We start from the raw sequence: 16,956 nt of genomic DNA, 5'->3' as shown, positions 1-16,956 counted from the left end.
CTCACGCCTCCTTCGGTTCGGTGGGGGCGTTGACACGGCGCGAGCGGCGCAGCGGCGGCTGGGCGCCGAGCCGCTTCGGGTCCAGTCCGGACCACGGGCCGCCCCGGGAGAAGAACTTCGTCCGTCCCATGAGCGTCATGAGGGGCTTCGTGAAGAAGAAGACCACGACGACGTCGAGCAGGGTGGTGAGGCCGAGGGTGAAGGCGAAGCCCTGCACCTTGCCGACGGTGACGATGAAGAGCACCGCGGCGGCCAGGAACGAGACGAAGTCGGAGACCAGGATGGTGCGGCGGGCGCGCGGCCAGGCGCGCTCGATGGCCGGACGGAGCGTGCGTCCCTCGCGGATCTCGTCTCTGACGCGTTCGAAGTAGACGATGAACGAGTCGGCTGTGATGCCGATGGCGACGATGGCACCGCAGACCGCGGGGAGGTTCAGCGCGAAGCCGATGGCCGGGCCCAGCAGAGCCATGATCGTGTACGTCAGGACGCCGGAGACCAGGAGGCTCAGGAGCGCGATGAACGCGAGGCCCCGGTAGTAGACGACCAGGTAGACGACGACGAGTGCCAGGCCGATGGCGCCGGCGATCAGCCCGCCCTTGAGCTGCTCGCTGCCGAGCGCCGCGGTCACCGTGGTGACGCTGACCTCCTTGAAGGTCAGGGGCAGGGCGCCGTACGACAGGATGTTGCCGAGGTCCTCGGCCGACTGCTGCGTGAAGCTGCCGGAGATCTGGGCGTTCTTGCTGAGCGCGGTGCGGACCGAGGGAGCGGAGACGACCTCTCCGTCGAGGACGATCGCGAACTGGTTCATCGGCGGCTGCTGCTGCGAGAGCCGGCCGGTGATCGTCTGGAACTTCTTGGCGCCGCCGGAGGTGAACTCCATCGACACGATCCACTCACCGGTCTGCTGGTCGATGGCGCCCTTGGCGTCGTCGACGTCGCTGCCGGAGACCTCGGCGGGGCCGAGGATGTACTTCTCGTAGCTGCCCGGAACGTTGGAACCGCAGGCGACGATGGAGTCGGTGGCCTTGGCGTTCTTGCCCGCCTCGGACCGCTGCTTGGGGTCCGTGCAGTCGAGCTTGGCGAACTCCTCCTGGAGCTTGGCCGTCGCCGGGTCCGCCGGCGGCGTCGCCGCGGGGGTCTCGGACGCCTTGGGCTTGTCGGAGGCGCCGGGCGTCGGGTCGTCCTTGGTCAGGGCGCCGGTGACCGCGCGGCCCTGGGTGGTGGCGCTCGCCGAGGGGGTGGCCTCCGTGCCGGTGGCCTCCTCGCCCTCGGGCTTGTCCTTCTCCCCGCCCTGGGCGGACTCGCCGGTCTTGGGGGTGGCGCTGCCCGAGGGGGTGGCGGAACCGGAGGGCGTGGGCGCCTCGGGGCCGCTCGCCTGCACCGTCAGAACAGGCCGGAAGTAGAGCTGGGCGGTGGTGCCGACCTGCTCCTGGGCCTGCTTGGAGTTGGTCCCCTTGGGGATGTTGACGATGATGTTCTTCGAGCCCTGGGTCTGAACCTCAGCCTCGGAGACGCCCAGCCCGTTGACTCGCCGCTCGATGATCCCGACCGCTGTGTCCATATTGGTCGGGTTGATCGCGTTCGGCTTGCCGGGCTGGTTCTGCGCCTCCAGCGTGATCGACGTACCGCCGGCGAGGTCGATGCCCAGCCGGGGCGTGGTGTGCCCGGACAGGAACATCCCGCCGACGAGCGCAACCATGGCGATGAGGATCAGAGCCAGGGCACGCCCCGGTCGGCCATGACCGCCGGACGGCCCTCGGCCCTTCTTGGGTGCTGCCACCTTCTCGTTTCTCCCTGTCCAACCGCCCCGCGCCGGGTACGCGTCGGAACGGCCACGAAATGTAGTGGGGACCCTGCCCCCGCAGACGACCGCACGGTCCCGGGGACGCCGCGCGCCGTGGGGCGCGCGACGTCCCCGGGATCGTGAGAACTACTTGGTGTCGGCTTCGCCGTCGGTCTTGCCCTCGTCCTTGGCGTCCTTCACGTCCTTGACGTCCTTGGCCGGGGCGTCCTCGGAGGCGTCGTCCTTGCCCAGGTCGATCTTGGCGACCTCCGCGTCACCCGTCAGCGAGGACGCGTCGTCGGGAACGACGGCGTCGTCCGTGTCCAGCTCCGGGTCGTCGCCGTGCACGATGCGGTTGTACTCCGCGTCGTCCAGGACGGCGCCGATGGAGTTCTTCGCGTAGACGGCGTGCACGCCCGGGGCGACCTCGAGGAGGACGGTGTCGTCGTGGACTTCCTTCACGGTCGCGTACATGCCCCCGATCGTCCGGACGCCGGTGCCGGGCTGCATGTCATTGCGCATCTGCGCGGCCGCCGCCTGCTTCTTCTTGGCGGAGCGGGTCATCAGGAACATGGCCCCGATGAGCACGATGAAGGGGAGGAAAGTCAAGATATCCACGGGACGGGAATTCCTTCGCACGACCGCGCTGGAATGCGGCCTGTATATACGGGGGTGGGTACACCGACCGGTAAGGGCGGCGTCGGCGGAGTCTAAGCGAGTCCGCATCGTTGGAACAACGCCCAGCATGGCACCCGGGTTCCCCTGCGGGCGAACCCGTGACGGCTCACGCCCCGAACAAACCCTGTTGTCCCTTTGCTCCATGGGCCGGCGGGACCAGCCCCAGGTGTGCCCAGGCCGCGGGGGTGGCGACCCGGCCGCGCGGTGTCCTGGCCAGCAGCCCTTCCCGTACGAGGAAGGGCTCGGCGACCTCCTCGACGGTCTCCCGCTCCTCCCCCACGGCGACCGCCAGGGTGGACAGGCCGACGGGGCCGCCGCCGAACAGTTTCAGCAGGGCGCCGAGGACGGCGCGGTCCAGCCGATCGAGTCCGCGGGCGTCAACCTCGTACACCTTGAGGGCGGCCGCCGCGATCTCCCGGTCGATCGCCCCCTCCGCCTTGACCTGGGCGTAGTCCCGGACGCGGCGCAGCAGCCGGTTGGCGATACGGGGGGTGCCCCGGGAGCGCCCGGCGATCTCGGCCGCGCCCTCCACGTCGATGCCGACGTCGAGGAGGCGGGCGGAGCGGTGGATGACGCGCTCCAGCTCGGCGGGGGCGTAGAACTCCATGTGGCCGGTGAAGCCGAAGCGGTCGCGCAGCGGGGGCGGCAGCAGCCCGGCCCGGGTGGTGGCCCCGACCAGGGTGAACGGCGGCAGCTCCAGCGGGATCGCGGTGGCGCCGGGGCCCTTGCCGACGATGACGTCGACCCGGAAGTCCTCCATCGCCATGTACAACATCTCCTCGGCGGGCCGGGACATGCGGTGGATCTCGTCGAGGAAGAGGACCTCGCCCTCCTGGAGGGAGGAGAGGATCGCGGCGAGGTCGCCGGCGTGCTGGATGGCGGGGCCCGAGGTGATGCGGATCGGGGCGTTCATCTCGGCGGCGATGATCATCGAGAGGGTGGTCTTGCCGAGGCCGGGGGCGCCGGAGAGCAGCACGTGGTCGGCGGTGGCGCCCCGGGCCCTGGCGGCCTTGAGGACCAGGTCGAGCTGTTCGCGGACCTTCTCCTGGCCGACGAACTCCTCCAGGTCCTTGGGGCGCAGGGCCGCCTCGACCGCGGTGTCCTCACCGTCGAGATGACCGGCGTCGACCAGCCGGTCGTCGAAGACCGGGCCGGTCGCCTCGTCGGTCTCGGGTCCGGTCTCGTCCCAGTTCATTTCGGGGCCTCTTCGGTGGTTCGGTGCCGGTCAGCGTGCGCGGTTGAGAGTCTGCAGGGCGGCCCGCAGGAGCTGCGGCACGGGGGGCGCGGCGCCTTCGGCGACGGCGGCCTCGGCCTGCGGGGCGACGGCGTTGACGGCCTCGTCGGCCTCGCGGCTCGCGTAGCCGAGGCCGATCAGCGCGGCCTGGAGCTGGTCGCGCCAGCCGGAGGCGGGGGCGCCGGCGCCCTGCTGGCCGATGTGGGCTCCGACCGGTTCGCCGAGGCGGTCCTTGAGCTCCAGGAGCAGCTTCTGGGCGCCCTTCTTGCCGATGCCGGAGACGGCGGTCAGCGCCTTCTCGTCGCCGGTGGAGACGGCGAGGCGCAGGGCGTCGGGGCTGTGGGTGGCGAGCATCGCCTGGGCGAGGCGGGGGCCGACGCCGCTGGCGGTCTGGAGGAGTTCGAAGACCTGCCGCTCGTCGTCGTCCGCGAAGCCGTACAGGGTGAGGGAGTCCTCGCGGACGACCAGCGAGGTGGCGAGCCGCGCCTCCTTGCCGACGCGCAGGCCGGCGAGGGTGTGCGGGGTGCACTGGACGGCCATGCCGATGCCGCCGACCTCGATGACGGCCGTGGTCGGAGCGAGGGCGGCCACCGGGCCGGAGACGAAGGCGATCATGCGGTGCGGCCTTTCAGCGTGCGAGGCGTGCCGGAGGTGCTGGGCGTACCGGAGTTTCCTGGGGCGGCGGGTGCGCCGGAGTTTCCTGGGGCGGCGGGTGCGCCGGAGTTTCCTGGGGCGGCGGGTGCGCCGGAGGTCCCTGGGGCGGCGGGGGCGCCCGGTGTGCCGGACCTGCGCGGTGTGCGGGCGGCTCCCGGGGTCCGCGACGCGCCGAGGGGGCCGGCCGCCCGGGGCGCGCCGGGCGCGCGGTGGGCGGCGACGGCCTGCTGGAGCCGGTTCTGGGCGGGAGCCCGCCAGATGTGGCAGATCGCGAGGGCCAGCGCGTCGGCGGCGTCGGCCGGCTTGGGCGGCGCGTCCAACCGCAGCAGCCGGGTCACCATCGCACCCACCTGGGCCTTGTCGGCCCGGCCGGAGCCGGTGACGGCGGCCTTGACCTCGCTGGGGGTGTGCAGGGCGACGGGGATGCCGCGACGGGCGGCGCAGAGCATGGCGACCGCGCTGGCCTGGGCGGTGCCCATCACGGTGCGGACGTTGTGCTGGGCGAAGACGCGCTCGACGGCGACGAAGCCCGGGGAGTGTTCGTCGAGCCACTGTTCGATGCCGCGCTCGACGGCGACGAGCCGGTCGCCCAGCTCGGCGTCGGCGGGGGTGCGCACGACGCCGACGCCGACCATGGTCAGCGGCCGTCCGGCGACCCCCTCGACCACGCCGACGCCGCACCGGGTCAGCCCCGGGTCGATGCCCAGAACCCGCATAGGGGCCCCCTGTCCTCGGTCGTGGCCGGCGCGCGACGCGCCCGCTCGATCATCTGTTCCCGCAGGCTATCGGCTCGGACTGACAAACCCTCGCACCCACAGGACGACGGGCCGACGGGGAGCGCCCCGTCGGCCCGTCGCGTGAAGACCTGCCGGCCGTGCCGTCAGGCGTCGACCTTCTCCATGACCTCGTCGGACACGTCGAAGTTGGCGAAGACGTTCTGCACGTCGTCGCTGTCCTCCAGCGCGTCGATGAGCTTGAAGATCTTGCGGGCGCCCTCTTCGTCCAGCTCGACCTGCATGGTGGGCAGGAAGCTGGCCTCGGCGGAGTCGTAGTCGATCCCCGCCTCCTGGAGGGCGGTGCGCACCGCGACCATGTCGGTGGCCTCGCTGACCACCTCGAAGGTCTCGCCGAGGTCGTTGACCTCCTCGGCGCCCGCGTCGAGGACCGCGCCGAGGACGTCGTCCTCGGTCAGCTCGCCCTTGGGCACGATCACGACGCCCTTGCGGTTGAACAGGTACGAGACCGAGCCCGGGTCGGCCATGGAGCCGCCGTTGCGGGTCATGGCGACGCGTACGTCGGAGGCGGCGCGGTTGCGGTTGTCGGTGAGGCACTCGATGAGCACCGCGACACCGTTGGGGCCGTACCCCTCGTACATGATCGTCTCGTAGTCGGTTCCGCCCGCTTCGAGACCGCCGCCGCGCTTGACCGCGGAGTCGATGTTCTTGTTCGGGACGGAGCTCTTCTTCGCCTTCTGGATGGCGTCGACGAGCGTGGGGTTGCCGTCGGGGTCGACGCCGCCGGAGCGGGCCGCGACCTCGATGTTCTTGATCAGCTTCGCGAAGAGCTTGCCGCGCTTGGCATCGATCACGGCCTTCTTGTGCTTCGTCGTAGCCCATTTAGAGTGGCCGGACATCTGCCTTCTCCTTCGCGTCACCAAAATCGAGTCGAACCCGGGAGATCCTACCGGGGTCCGCTCACTTCACCGCGCGCACCATGTCCACGAACAGGGCGTGCATGCGGTGGTCGCCGGTCAGTTCGGGGTGGAACGAGGTGGCGAGGGCGTTTTTCTGCCGGACGGCCACGATGTGCCCGTCGTGTTCCGCGACGACCTCGGTTCCGGCCCCCACGGACTCGACCCAGGGCGCGCGGATGAACACGCCCTCCACCGGGCCGCCTTCCACGCCCGCGACCTCGACCGCGGCCTCGAACGACTCGTTCTGCCGGCCGAAGGCGTTGCGGCGCACGATCATGTCGATGCCGCCGACGGTCTCCTGGCCCGAAATGGGGTATCCCCTGCTCGAACGGGGTTGAGAGCTCGGGGAGGGGTCGAGGATCTTCTCGGCCAGCAGGATCATGCCCGCACAGGTGCCGTAGACCGGCATCCCGGCCCGCACGCGCTCGCGCAGCGGCTCCAGCATGCCGAAGAGCACGGCCAGCTTGGAGATGGTGGTGGACTCGCCGCCCGGGATCACCAGACCGTCCACCTCGGCCAGCTCCTCGGGACGCCGGACCGGCCTGGCCAGGGCGTCCGCCGAGGCCAGGGCGATCAGGTGCTCCCGTACGTCGCCCTGGAGTGCGAGGACGCCGATCAGGGGGGTGTGGCTCATCGGTGGTTACCAGCCGCGGTTGGCGTAGCGCTCGGACTCGGGCAGGGTGTCGCAGTCGATGCCGACCATGGCCTCGCCCAGGTTGCGGGAGGCGTCCGCGATGACCTTCGGGTCGTCGTAGAAGGTGGTGGCCTTCACGATCGCGGCGGCGCGCTTGGCCGGGTCGCCGGACTTGAAGATGCCGGAGCCGACGAAGACGCCCTCGGCGCCGAGCTGGCGCATCAGCGCGGCGTCGGCCGGAGTGGCGACGCCCCCGGCGGAGAACAGCACGACGGGCAGCTTGCCCAGCTCCGCGACCTCCTTGACCAGCTCGTAGGGGGCGCGGAGGTCCTTGGCGGCGGCGTACAGCTCGTTGTTGTCGAAGCCGCGCAGCCGGGCGATCTCGTTCTTGATCTGGCGCAGGTGGCGGACGGCCTCGACGACGTTGCCGGTGCCGGCCTCGCCCTTCGAGCGGATCATGGCCGCGCCCTCGGCGATCCGGCGCAGGGCCTCGCCCAGGTTGGTGGCGCCGCAGACGAAGGGGGTGGTGAAGGCGAACTTGTCGCTGTGGTTGACCTCGTCGGCCGGGGTGAGGACCTCGGACTCGTCGATGTAGTCGACGCCGAGGGACTGGAGCACCTGGGCCTCAACGAAGTGGCCGATGCGGGACTTGGCCATGACGGGGATGGAGACGGCCCCGATGATCTCCTCGATCATGTTGGGGTCGGACATCCGGGCCACGCCGCCGTCCTTGCGGATGTCGGCGGGAACCCGCTCCAGGGCCATGACGGCCACGGCGCCCGCGTCCTCGGCGATCTTCGCCTGCTCGGCGTCGACGACGTCCATGATCACGCCGCCCTTGAGCTGCTCGGCCATGCCGCGCTTGACGCGGGCGGTGCCGGTGGCGGGGGAACCGGCGGACTGCGGGGTGCTGGGAAGCGTGGACACGGGACCTCACTCGGTGAAAGACGCTGAACTCTGCACCGCCGAGCAAACGCTCCGGGACCAGGCCACAGCAAGGGCCAATGGAGAGGCCGTGGATCGTTTTGAGGGGGAGGGCCGGTCCCGGCGGGGCCGGCGCCCGGTCCCGGCGACCCGGGCTCCGGGCCGCGCGGCCCGGGCTTCCGGCCCTCCGCTCAGGTGCCGGGTCGGTCCGCGAGGGCCACCGGCGGGGCGTCGTCCATCTCGACGGCGAGCGGGAACGGCGCGTGCCCGGCCAGCCGGAAAAGCCGGACGGTACGGTGCCGGCGCAGGGCGCGGGCGGCGCGTACGGCGTCGTTGTGGAAGCGCCGGGCCATGGGCACGCGGCGTACGGCGGCGGCCAGTTCGGTGGCCGCCTCCTCGCCGCCGGGGACCTCCTTCACCGCGTCCACCTGGACCGGTTCGCCGAAGACCGCGCGCAGGGCGGCGCTCAGTTCGCTCTCCGCCACCTCCCGGTGGTCCTCCTCGGCCTGCCGGGCGGCGTGCGCGGCCTCGTACAGGAGGATCGAGGCGGCCGGGTCCAGGACGCCGGAGGTGGCCAGCTCCTGGGTGACCGAGGCGCGGCGCAGGAGTTGGGCGTCGAGGGCGGCGCGGGCCGCGTCGATCCGGGAGTGCAGGCGGTCGAGCCGGCCGGCGGTCCAGCTGAGGTACACGCCGATCGCGATGAGGGCGACGACGATCCAGACGATGAGGGTTACGGTCACGGGCCCACACGCTACCGTCGCGCTCGGGCCCGGCACGCACCCCCGGCAGGGGACGGCCCGGTTCCGGAGCGGGGAGCGGCCCGTGAAGGGCCTCCCGGCGGGATCACGCCGGGCCCGCGCCGTCCGGCACGATCCGCCGGGCCCACCCGATCCGCCGGGTCCAGACGAAAGGCCCTGGACCCCGGCGAAGGGCTCTAAAAGCTGTCCCGCAATCCCCGGTGGATCAGCGTGCGGCGTCGGATGCGGTGCATCGCAAGGCGGAGGGACGTCCGCATACTGGATGTATTCGGATGTTCCGACAACGCGGCGAGGTGCCGTAGCTGTCGTCGTGCGCCCGCCGGGGGTTGCGGGACAGCCCTTAGGGCCGCGCGAGTCCGAACCGGGCCCGCAGCCCGGAGCGTTCGTCCGCCGCGACCGAGGCGGCCCCGTCGGTGACCGTCTCGTACACCGCGAGGATGTCGGCCCCCACCGTCCCCCAGTCGAAGCGGCGTACGTGGGCCTCGCCGCGCTCGCGCAGTCCGGCCCGCCGCTCGGGGTCGCCCAGCAGCCGGATCGCGGCGGCGGCCAGCGCGTCGGCGTCCTCGTTGGCGAACAGGTCGCCCGCCGCGCCCTGGTCCAGCACCTGCGCGAAGGCGTCCAGGTCGCTCGCGAGGACCGGAGCGCCGGCCGACAGCGCCTCGACCAGGATGATGCCGAAGCTCTCGCCGCCGGTGTTGGGGGCCACGTACACGTCGACGCTGCGCAGCAGCCGGGCCTTGTCCTCGTCGCTGACCATGCCGAGGAACTCGACGCGCCCTCGCAGCTCCTTCGGCAGTGCGGCCACCGCCTCCTCCTCGTCGCCGCGCCCGGCGACCAGCAGCCGGGCCTCCGGGTGTGCGGCGAGGATCGCGGGCAACGCCTTCATCAGGACGGGCAGCCCCTTGCGGGGCTCGTCGATGCGGCCGATGAAGCCGAGGGTCCGGCCCTGCCACTCGGCCTTCGGCTCGGCGTCGGCGAAGAAGCCCACGTCGACGCCGTTGGGGATGACGACCGCGTCCCCGCCCAGGTGCTCGACCAGAGTGCGCCGGGCGTACTCGCTGACGGCGATCCGGGCGCTGATCTTCTCCAGCGCGGGCTGGAGGATCGGATAAGCGGCGATCATCGCCCGGGAGCGCGGATTGGAGGTATGGAAGGTGGCCACGATCGGCCCCTGCGCCGCCCAGCAGGCCAGCAGGCCCAGCGACGGGGAGGTGGGCTCGTGGATGTGGATGACGTCGAACGTTCCGTCGTGCAGCCAGCGCCGCACCCGGGCCGCCGAGAGGAAGCCGAAGTTCAGCCGGGCGACGGAGCCGTTGTACGGGACGGGGACGGCCCGCCCCGCCGAGACGACGTAGGGAGGCAGCGGGGTCTCGTCGTCGGCGGGGGCGAGGACGGAGACCTCGTGGCCGAGCCGGTTCAGGTGCTCGGCGAGGTCCCGGATGTGGAACTGCACGCCGCCCGGTACGTCCCAGGAGTACGGGCAGACGATGCCGATCTTCACGTGGGTTCCCCCCGAGGGTCCAGGTCGTCCAGCCAGAGCCGCTGGAGCATGTGCCAGTCCTCCGGGTGCTGGGCGATGCCGTCGGCGAAGGCGTCGGCCAGGGCCTGGGTCATGGCGGCGGTCTTCTCGGCGCGGGTGCCCTCCTGCGGCACGTCGACCGCGGGATGGACACGTCCGCGCATCACCGGCGTGCCGTCGTACCAGAGGGTCACGGGCAGCAGCGCGGCGCCCGTCTGCTGGGCGAGCAGCGCCGGGCCGGCGGGCATCCGGGCGGTGGCGCCGAAGAACGACACCTCGGCCCCGGAGGCGGAGAGGTCCCGGTCGGCCACCAGGCAGACCAGGCCGCCCGCGCGCAGCCGCCGGGCCAGGGTTCCGAAGGCGGCCCCCCCGCTGTGCGGCAGGACCTCCATGCCCAGGCCCTCGCGGTAGGCGACGAACCGGTCGTAGAGCGTCGCGGGCTCCAGCCGTTCGGCGACGGTGGTGAAGGGGACCTTCAGGTGGGTGGTGACCCAGGCTCCGGCGAGGTCCCAGTTGGCCAGGTGCGGCAGGGCGACGATCACGCCCTTCCCGGCGTCCAGCCCCTTGGCCAGGTGGTGGACGTCGGCGATGTCGATGCTGTCCTCGATGCGCTCCGGGCTCCAGGCCGGCAGCCGGAACGACTCCATCCAGTAGCGCATGTAGGAGCGCATCCCGGCCCGCGACAGCTCCGCCAGCCGCTCCGGGCCCGCGTCGGGGACGACCCGGGCGAGGTTCGACTCCAGGCGCAGCACGCTCTTGCCGCGCCGCTTCCACGTCTGGTCGGCGATGGTGCGGAAGAGCCGGGCGGCGGCGGGCTCGGGCAGCTTCTTGACCGCACCCCAGCCCAGTCCGTACAGCCCGTCGGTGAGCCGGCCCTTCAGGTCGGAGGCGGTCACCGGTCGTCCTCGCTCCCCCCGCGGGGGGCGTCCGCGCCCGTCTGCCCCGCGGCTGCGGCCTCGGCCGCGTCCGCCTCGGCCGACTCGCGGCGTACGGTCACCACCCGCTGGATCAGCGTGACGAGGCTGCCGACGGCGACGATCCACAGCGCGATCGGGAGCAGCACCTCGACGCCCGGGACGCCGAAGGCGTGCAGTCCGGCGAGACCTGCGGCGACCAGCGAGATGACCAGGCGTTCGGCGCGCTCCACGAGGCCGTTGACGGCGACCGGCAGGCCGATCGACTCGCCGCGCGCCTTGGTGTACGAGACCACTTGGCCGCTGGCCAGGCAGAAGATCGCGACGGCGCAGAGGATGTCGTCGTCGCCGCGGCCCGCGTACCAGAGGGCGAAGCCGGCGAAGATCGCCCCGTCGGCGACCCGGTCCAGCGTCGAGTCGAGGAACGCGCCCCAGCGGCTGGAGATGCCGGCCTGCCGCGCCATGTTGCCGTCGACCAGGTCGGAGAAGACGAAGATCGTGATGACGATCGTGCCCCAGAAGAACTCCCCCATCGGGAAGAAGACCAGCGCGCCCGCCATCACTCCGGCCGTACCGACGAGAGTGACCGCGTCGGGGCTGACTCCCAGGCGGAGCAGCAGAGCGGCGAACGGCGTGAGGACACGCGTGAAGAATGCACGCGCGTACTTGTTCAGCATGGCCTTCCCGGGGGTTCGGTTCGCCGAGCGGCCCTTTCGACCACCGGCTGGCCCATCGTAGTCACCGCCCGGGCCTCCCACCGGACGGGCACCCGCGGTCCGGGTGTCACCGGGGCCCGGCCCGTTCGGCGGGGCACCGTGCGCGCCGCGCGAGCCGCTCCCCGCCTCCGCGACCGCCGCTGCTCCGCGCGGTCGCCCTCCCCGGTACCGGCCTCCGGCGCGTGACCGGCGCACTGGCGCACACACCGCCCTGGGCCGCGCCGGTGACGGGCAGTGGCGCGATCCGGACGATACGCTGTGGGCGCAGCTCAGAAGGTATGCCGCGTACGGTAGTTGGGCACACCGCAGGAGCAGACGTGCGGCGAGTGGGGGCGACAGGTGGCCAACGACGGATTCGACTTCTCACCCGGGGCCCAGGTCCCGATCCATGGCTCGGACGGCCAGACCGTGGCGACCAACGCCCTGGCCTCGGCGGCGTATCGGGACAGTCCGGTGGAGACGATCCTCGACGCCAACAGCGAGTGGCACAAATCCGAGGTGAAACCGGGCTCCTCCAAACTCTTCAAGTCGGACTACTTCAAGCCGAACCTCGGGGAGGCGTTCGCCCGCGCCGTTCAGGAGCGGATGCTCGGCGGCGCCCGCAAGGCTCTGATCCAGTCGTTCGGCATGGACCCGCAGACCGTGGTGGAGCACTGCCTGTCGGCGAACAATCTGCGCAAGGCCCGGGACACCCGGCTCACCCTGGTGACGCTGGTGTTCGGTGTGCTCTTCCTGCCCGGCATGCTGCTCTGGGTCATCGCGTTCCGGATCCGGGACGCGCTGAACAAGTCCAAGGACACCGCGTTCCGCGCGGTCGGCACCATCCTGCTGGCCGCCTTCGGGATCGGCGCGCTGGTCCTGATGGTCAAGCTCCCGCTGGACGGGCTGCTCGCGCTGTACGTCCGGGGCGCGCTCATCGCCCCGGTGATCGGCTGGATGATCGCCAAGCGGATCGCGGAGACCTCGGCCAGGGACCTGCGGGCCCGCTGGGAGGGCCTGCTCTCGGGCGGCGGCGTGATCGCGAAGATCCCCGAGGCGGTGCCGAAGAACCCCAACGAGACCGCGCGCGAGGCGCTGCGCCAAGCGCTGGAGAAGCTGTCGGCCGAGCAGCAGTCGAACTCCGTCTTCTACGCCGGGCCCAAGGGCATCCTCGGGATGGGCACCCGCTGGGGCAGCTGGCAGCTGGCCGAGGAGCTGATCCCCAAGGACCCGACGAAGGAGATCCACCAGTTCCGCAGCTGGGACCTGATCCGGATCATCCACGACCAGCTGAAGATGCTGGAGCGCGGACCGCTGAACACCGGCGGCTTCCCCCAGCCGTCTGTGAAGCACTGGATCGTCTCGCCCATCGGGGAGAACGCCGACTCCGTCACCCGCCCCGAAGGGGAGGACGTCGCCACCTTCCAGGTGAAGCCCCACGAGATACAGCGGATCTGCAACCACCAGCAGTTCGGCAGCGGCGACCGGCACTACCTGGGCGTCCAGTTCACCCTGTGGGACGGCCAGTTGGTGATCACGATGATGATCACCGTGACCGTGCTCCACGAGACGCTGCGCATCGAGGTCACCGGGCACGCACTCGGACCGGTGCACGGCCTGTTCCTCTCCAAGCCCGCGGCGAAGACGAAGACGGTCAACAAGACGGTCCGCTTCTGGGAGACCCGGGACATCCAGCTGGCGCTGGTGGACGCCAAGGAGGTCGTCCGGCTCGCCCTGCGGGCCCCCCTCACCTGGTATCCGCCGCTGCTGGACTACCTGGGCGGCAAGATCGTGCTGCCCGAGCCGTTCGGGCTGCGGCACGCGTGGGCGGCCAAGCCGTGGAACCACCGCTTCATGGCGGACGACGCGATGCGCGCCGCCACCCCGGTGCTGCGGGCCGTCCACACGGCGGCGATGCGCGTCCTCGCGGAGAACGGCGTCGACACCGAGCGCTTCGACAACCGCTCGATGGTCCTGAGCGGCCTCGTCCAGGACCCGGCGCCGCGCAAGGCCGACGTCTACGAAGCGTAGGAGGCCGTTCGTACGGAGTGCGGAGGGGGAGACCCGGTGTGATCGGGTCTCCCCCTCCGCACGGCGCGCCGGGGCCCGCCTCAGTGCGCCGGCAGCTCCCCTGCCGGCCAGGCGTCGGCCAGGATCGCCCGGGTGTCGCCCAGCAGCTGGGGCAGCACCTTGGTGTGGCCGATGACCGGCATGAAGTTGGCGTCCCCGCCCCACCGCGGCACCAGGTGCTGGTGCAGGTGCGCGGCGATCCCGGCCCCGGCGACGGAGCCCTGGTTCATGCCGATGTTGAAGCCGTGCGCCCCGGAGGCGGTCCGCAGCGCGGTCATGGCCCGCTTGGTGAAGTCCGCCAGCTCGACGGTCTCGGGGCCGTTCAGCTCGGTGTAGTCGGCCACGTGCCGGTAGGGCACGACCATGAGGTGGCCGCCGTTGTACGGATACAGGTTCAGCACCGCGTAGACGTGCTCGCCGCGGGCCACGACGAGCCCGTCCTCGTCGGATTTGGCGGGAATCGAGCAGAACGGACAGCCGTCCTCGGCCCCCGGGCCGCTCGGCTTGTTCTCGCCCTGGATGTACGCCATCCGATGAGGCGTCCACAGGCGCTGGAATGCGTCGGGCGTCCCCACCCCGATCTGCTGCTCCGGCTCACTCGTCATGCCGATCAGCATATGGCGTCGCCTCGGCGGGGCGTGTCGCCGGGCCCGCGCCGTCCGGCCGCCCGCGATGCTGAGGCGATGAGCGATCGCCCCGCCCCCGATCCGCCCGTCCGGCTGACCCGCTGGGAGCAGCGCACGGAGGTTCCCCTCTTCCTGGCGGGGCTGGTCTTCCTCACGGGATACGCGGTCCGGGTGCTGGCCCCGCCCGGCGCCGGGCCCTGGAACGACGTCGCGTCGGCCCTCGTGTGGGCGACCTGGCTGCTCTTCCTCCTGGACTACGCGGTCCGGCTGCGGCTCAGCGGCCTGGGCGCGCGCTTCCCGCGCGTGTACTGGCTGGACACCGTGGTCCTGCTGCTGCCGCTGCTGCGCCCGCTGCGGATGGTCAGGGTGTACACGGCGGTCCAGCGCCGCCGCGACCGGCCGCGGCTGGAGCTGTACGCGCGGGTGATGGCGTACGCGGGGACGACCGCCGCGCTCCTGGGGTTCGCCGCCTCCCTCGCGGTCTACCACCTGGAGCACACGGCTGCGGGCGCCTCCATCCTCACGTTCGGCGACGCGGTGTGGTGGGCGTGCGCGACGCTCACGACGGTCGGCTACGGGGACGCCGCCCCGGTCACCTTCTGGGGCCGGACGGTCGCGGCGGGGCTGATGGCCTGCGGGCTGGCGCTGCTGGGGGCGGTGACGGGGTCGTTCTCCTCGTGGCTGATCCAGGTGTTCACGCGGGAGGACGAGAAACGGCCCCCGGAGCGCGGGTGACGCTCCGGGGACCGTGTTCCTCGTAGTTCCTCGTACGGGGTCAGACCTGTACGCGGTCCTCGACGGCCTTCGCGATCTTGGCGATGGCCTCGTCGACCGGGATGCCGTTCTCCTGCGAACCGTCGCGGTAGCGGAAGGAGACGGCCCCGTTGGCCATGTCCTCGTCACCGGCGATGATCATGAAGGGCACCTTGGCCTTCTGCTGGTTGCGGATCTTCTTCTGCATCCGGTCGGAGGAGGCGTCCACATCCACCCGCAGCCCCTGCTTGCGCGCCTTGACGGCGAACTCCTGGAGGTAGGGGATGTGCGCGTCGCCGATCGGGATGCCGACCGCCTGGACGGGGGCGAGCCAGACCGGGAACGCGCCCGCGTAGTGCTCCAGGAGCACGGCGAAGAAGCGCTCGATGGAGCCGAAGAGGGCGCGGTGGATCATCACCGGGCGCTGCTTGGAGCCGTCCGGGCCGGTGTACTCCAGGTCGAAGCGCTCCGGCAGGTTGAAGTCGAGCTGCACGGTCGACATCTGCCAGGTGCGGCCGATGGCGTCCTGGCACTGCACGGAGATCTTCGGGCCGTAGAACGCCGCGCCGCCCGGGTCCGGGACCAGGGGCAGGCCCTGCTTCTCGGCGACCTGGCGCAGCGTCTCGGTGGCCTCTTCCCAGGTCTCGTCGGAGCCGACGTACTTCTCCGGGTCCTTGGTGGACAGCTCCAGGTAGAAGTCGGTGAGCCCGTAGTCGCGGAGCAGGTTCAGCACGAAGGTGAGCGTGCGGTCCAGCTCCTCGGCCATCTGCTCCTTGGTGCAGTAGATGTGCGCGTCGTCCTGGGTGAAGCCGCGCGAGCGGGTCAGGCCGTGCACGACGCCCGACTTCTCGTACCGGTACACGGTGCCGAACTCGAAGAGGCGCAGCGGCAGTTCGCGGTAGGAGCGGCCGCGCGCGTCGAAGATCAGGTTGTGCATCGGGCAGTTCATCGGCTTGAGGTAGTAGTCCACCCCGTCGTCGAGCTGCATGGGCGGGTACATGCCGTCGGCGTACCAGTCCAGGTGGCCGGACTTCTCGAAGAGCTTGCCCTTGGTTGCGTGCGGGCTGTAGACGAACTCGTAGCCCTCCTCCTCGTGACGGCGGCGCGAGTAGTCCTCCATGGCCCGGCGGATGACGCCGCCCTTGGGGTGGAAGACCGCGAGGCCGGGGCCGATCTCGTCGGGGAAGGAGAAGAGGTCCAGCTCGTTGCCGAGCTTGCGGTGGTCGCGCTTGGCGGCCTCCTCCAGGAACTCCAGGTGCGCCTTCAGCTCGTCCTTGGTGGGCCAGGCGGTGCCGTAGATGCGCTGGAGCATGGGGTTCTTCTCGCTGCCGCGCCAGTACGCGGCGGCGTTGCGCATCAGCTTGAACGCGGGGATGAACCGGGTGGTGGGCAGGTGCGGACCCCGGCAGAGGTCCTTCCAGCACAGGTCGCCGGTCTTGGGGTCGAGGTTGTCGTAGATGGTCAGCTCGCCGCCGCCCACCTCGACGTCCGCGCCGTCGTCGGAGGAGGCGGAGCCCTTGATGCCGATGAGCTCCAGCTTGTACGGCTCGTCGGCCAGCTCCTCGCGGGCGTCCTCGTCGGAGACCACGCGGCGGGAGAACTTCTGGCCCCGCTTCTGGATCTCCTGCATCTTCTTCTCGATGGCCTTGAGGTCCTCGGGGGTGAATGGCTTCTCGACGTCGAAGTCGTAGTAGAAGCCGTCCTTGACCGGCGGGCCGATGCCGAGCTTGGCCTCGGGGAACAGCTCCTGCACGGCCTGGGCCATGACGTGCGCGGTGGAGTGGCGCAGGATGTCGAGGCCGTCCGGGGAGGAGATCTCCACCGGCTCGACGTTCTCGCCGTCCTGGAGCACGTAGGAGAGGTCCTTCAGCTCGCCGCCGACGCGTGCGGCGACGACGGTGCGCTGACCGGGGAAGAGCTCGCCGGCGGTCGTGCCCGTCGTCACCACGTGCTCTTCCCGCTCGGAATCGCGTTGGATGATCACACGGACGTCTGACACCGGTCTCTCCTGACTGAGGGGA

15 protein-coding genes and 1 pseudogene are annotated in these 16,956 nt (G+C 71.3%); 2 read left to right on the top strand and 14 right to left on the bottom strand.

The window, feature by feature from the left end; genetic code table 11:
* Position 1: 1 nt before the first annotated feature.
* The 12 genes and pseudogenes from secD to pgsA all read right to left on the bottom strand — a co-directional run bounded on the left by secD (position 2) and on the right by pgsA (position 11,468).
* Positions 2-1,780 carry a protein translocase subunit SecD gene (gene secD / locus ACH4K1_RS14840; RefSeq protein ID WP_398089568.1) on the bottom strand — a complete coding sequence of 593 codons (1,779 nt, stop codon included), beginning with the start codon at positions 1,778-1,780 and terminating at the stop codon, positions 2-4.
* 150 nt (positions 1,781-1,930) lie between these two features.
* Positions 1,931-2,401 (bottom strand): preprotein translocase subunit YajC, encoded by a 471-nt coding sequence (yajC, locus tag ACH4K1_RS14835; protein WP_398089566.1) that lies wholly within the window; start codon positions 2,399-2,401, stop codon positions 1,931-1,933.
* Positions 2,402-2,567: 166 nt separating this feature from the next.
* Complete coding sequence (gene ruvB, locus ACH4K1_RS14830) at positions 2,568-3,656, bottom strand: Holliday junction branch migration DNA helicase RuvB (protein ID WP_398089564.1); 1,089 nt, start codon at positions 3,654-3,656, stop codon at positions 2,568-2,570.
* Between the two features lie 30 nt (positions 3,657-3,686).
* On the bottom strand, positions 3,687-4,310 hold the full coding sequence (ruvA, locus tag ACH4K1_RS14825; protein WP_398089563.1) for a Holliday junction branch migration protein RuvA: 624 nt from the start codon (positions 4,308-4,310) through the stop codon (positions 3,687-3,689).
* A 134-nt stretch (positions 4,311-4,444) separates the two neighbouring features.
* Positions 4,445-5,065: pseudogene (gene ruvC / locus ACH4K1_RS14820) on the bottom strand (crossover junction endodeoxyribonuclease RuvC); the annotation flags it as partial.
* A 164-nt stretch (positions 5,066-5,229) separates the two neighbouring features.
* The gene (locus tag ACH4K1_RS14815) at positions 5,230-5,982 is read right to left on the bottom strand and encodes a YebC/PmpR family DNA-binding transcriptional regulator (RefSeq protein WP_073769858.1); all 753 of its coding nucleotides are present in this window, start codon (positions 5,980-5,982) and stop codon (positions 5,230-5,232) included.
* Positions 5,983-6,043: 61 nt separating this feature from the next.
* A complete protein-coding gene (pdxT, locus tag ACH4K1_RS14810) occupies positions 6,044-6,676 on the bottom strand; it encodes a pyridoxal 5'-phosphate synthase glutaminase subunit PdxT (RefSeq protein WP_398089561.1) in 633 nt (210 codons plus the stop codon).
* 6 nt (positions 6,677-6,682) lie between these two features.
* Positions 6,683-7,603 (bottom strand): pyridoxal 5'-phosphate synthase lyase subunit PdxS, encoded by a 921-nt coding sequence (pdxS, locus tag ACH4K1_RS14805; protein WP_398089559.1) that lies wholly within the window; start codon positions 7,601-7,603, stop codon positions 6,683-6,685.
* Between the two features lie 188 nt (positions 7,604-7,791).
* A complete protein-coding gene (locus ACH4K1_RS14800) occupies positions 7,792-8,340 on the bottom strand; it encodes a hypothetical protein (RefSeq protein WP_228992550.1) in 549 nt (182 codons plus the stop codon).
* A gap of 358 nt (positions 8,341-8,698) precedes the next feature.
* Positions 8,699-9,859: a glycosyltransferase family 4 protein gene (locus ACH4K1_RS14795; protein ID WP_398089557.1), complete on the bottom strand. Its 1,161-nt coding sequence runs from the start codon at positions 9,857-9,859 to the stop codon at positions 8,699-8,701.
* Positions 9,856-10,773 (bottom strand): phosphatidylinositol mannoside acyltransferase, encoded by a 918-nt coding sequence (locus tag ACH4K1_RS14790; RefSeq protein WP_398089556.1) that lies wholly within the window; start codon positions 10,771-10,773, stop codon positions 9,856-9,858. The genes ACH4K1_RS14795 and ACH4K1_RS14790 overlap by 4 nt, the downstream gene beginning before the upstream one ends.
* Positions 10,770-11,468: a phosphatidylinositol phosphate synthase gene (gene pgsA / locus ACH4K1_RS14785; protein ID WP_398089554.1), complete on the bottom strand. Its 699-nt coding sequence runs from the start codon at positions 11,466-11,468 to the stop codon at positions 10,770-10,772. The genes ACH4K1_RS14790 and pgsA overlap by 4 nt, the downstream gene beginning before the upstream one ends.
* Positions 11,469-11,846: 378 nt before the next feature.
* Here pgsA and ACH4K1_RS14780 point away from each other — a divergent pair, with 378 nt between their 5' ends.
* Positions 11,847-13,517: a hypothetical protein gene (locus ACH4K1_RS14780; protein WP_398089552.1), complete on the top strand. Its 1,671-nt coding sequence runs from the start codon at positions 11,847-11,849 to the stop codon at positions 13,515-13,517.
* 80 nt (positions 13,518-13,597) lie between these two features.
* On the opposite strand, the gene ACH4K1_RS14775 is transcribed toward ACH4K1_RS14780, so the two are convergent.
* Positions 13,598-14,173, bottom strand: coding sequence for an HIT family protein (locus tag ACH4K1_RS14775; RefSeq protein WP_398089551.1), 576 nt, complete (start codon positions 14,171-14,173; stop codon positions 13,598-13,600).
* A 66-nt stretch (positions 14,174-14,239) separates the two neighbouring features.
* Between ACH4K1_RS14775 and ACH4K1_RS14770 the strand changes: the two genes are divergently transcribed.
* The gene (locus tag ACH4K1_RS14770) at positions 14,240-14,917 is read left to right on the top strand and encodes a potassium channel family protein (protein ID WP_398089549.1); all 678 of its coding nucleotides are present in this window, start codon (positions 14,240-14,242) and stop codon (positions 14,915-14,917) included.
* A 40-nt stretch (positions 14,918-14,957) separates the two neighbouring features.
* On the opposite strand, the gene thrS is transcribed toward ACH4K1_RS14770, so the two are convergent.
* Positions 14,958-16,934: a threonine--tRNA ligase gene (gene thrS, locus ACH4K1_RS14765; RefSeq protein WP_398089547.1), complete on the bottom strand. Its 1,977-nt coding sequence runs from the start codon at positions 16,932-16,934 to the stop codon at positions 14,958-14,960.
* Between the last annotated feature and the right edge of the window lie 22 nt (positions 16,935-16,956).

The sequence above is a fragment of the Streptomyces sp. NPDC017448 genome (assembly GCF_044330565.1).
GTDB lineage: Bacteria > Actinomycetota > Actinomycetes > Streptomycetales > Streptomycetaceae > Streptomyces.
Note: the sequence above shows the minus strand (reverse complement) of the source record. Positions and strands in the feature narration are given on the sequence as shown.

What these genes read in the sequence shown, in the direction of transcription:
- ruvB (WP_398089564.1), bottom strand. Translation starts at nt 3,656, where the DNA reads ATGAACTGGGACGAGACCGGACCCGAGACCGACGAGGCGACCGGCCCG.
- ruvA (WP_398089563.1), bottom strand. Translation starts at nt 4,310, where the DNA reads ATGATCGCCTTCGTCTCCGGCCCGGTGGCCGCCCTCGCTCCGACCACG.
- ACH4K1_RS14815 (WP_073769858.1), bottom strand. Translation starts at nt 5,982, where the DNA reads ATGTCCGGCCACTCTAAATGGGCTACGACGAAGCACAAGAAGGCCGTG.
- pdxT (WP_398089561.1), bottom strand. Translation starts at nt 6,676, where the DNA reads ATGAGCCACACCCCCCTGATCGGCGTCCTCGCACTCCAGGGCGACGTA.
- pgsA (WP_398089554.1), bottom strand. Translation starts at nt 11,468, where the DNA reads ATGCTGAACAAGTACGCGCGTGCATTCTTCACGCGTGTCCTCACGCCG.
- ACH4K1_RS14775 (WP_398089551.1), bottom strand. Translation starts at nt 14,173, where the DNA reads ATGCTGATCGGCATGACGAGTGAGCCGGAGCAGCAGATCGGGGTGGGG.
- ACH4K1_RS14770 (WP_398089549.1), top strand. Translation starts at nt 14,240, where the DNA reads ATGAGCGATCGCCCCGCCCCCGATCCGCCCGTCCGGCTGACCCGCTGG.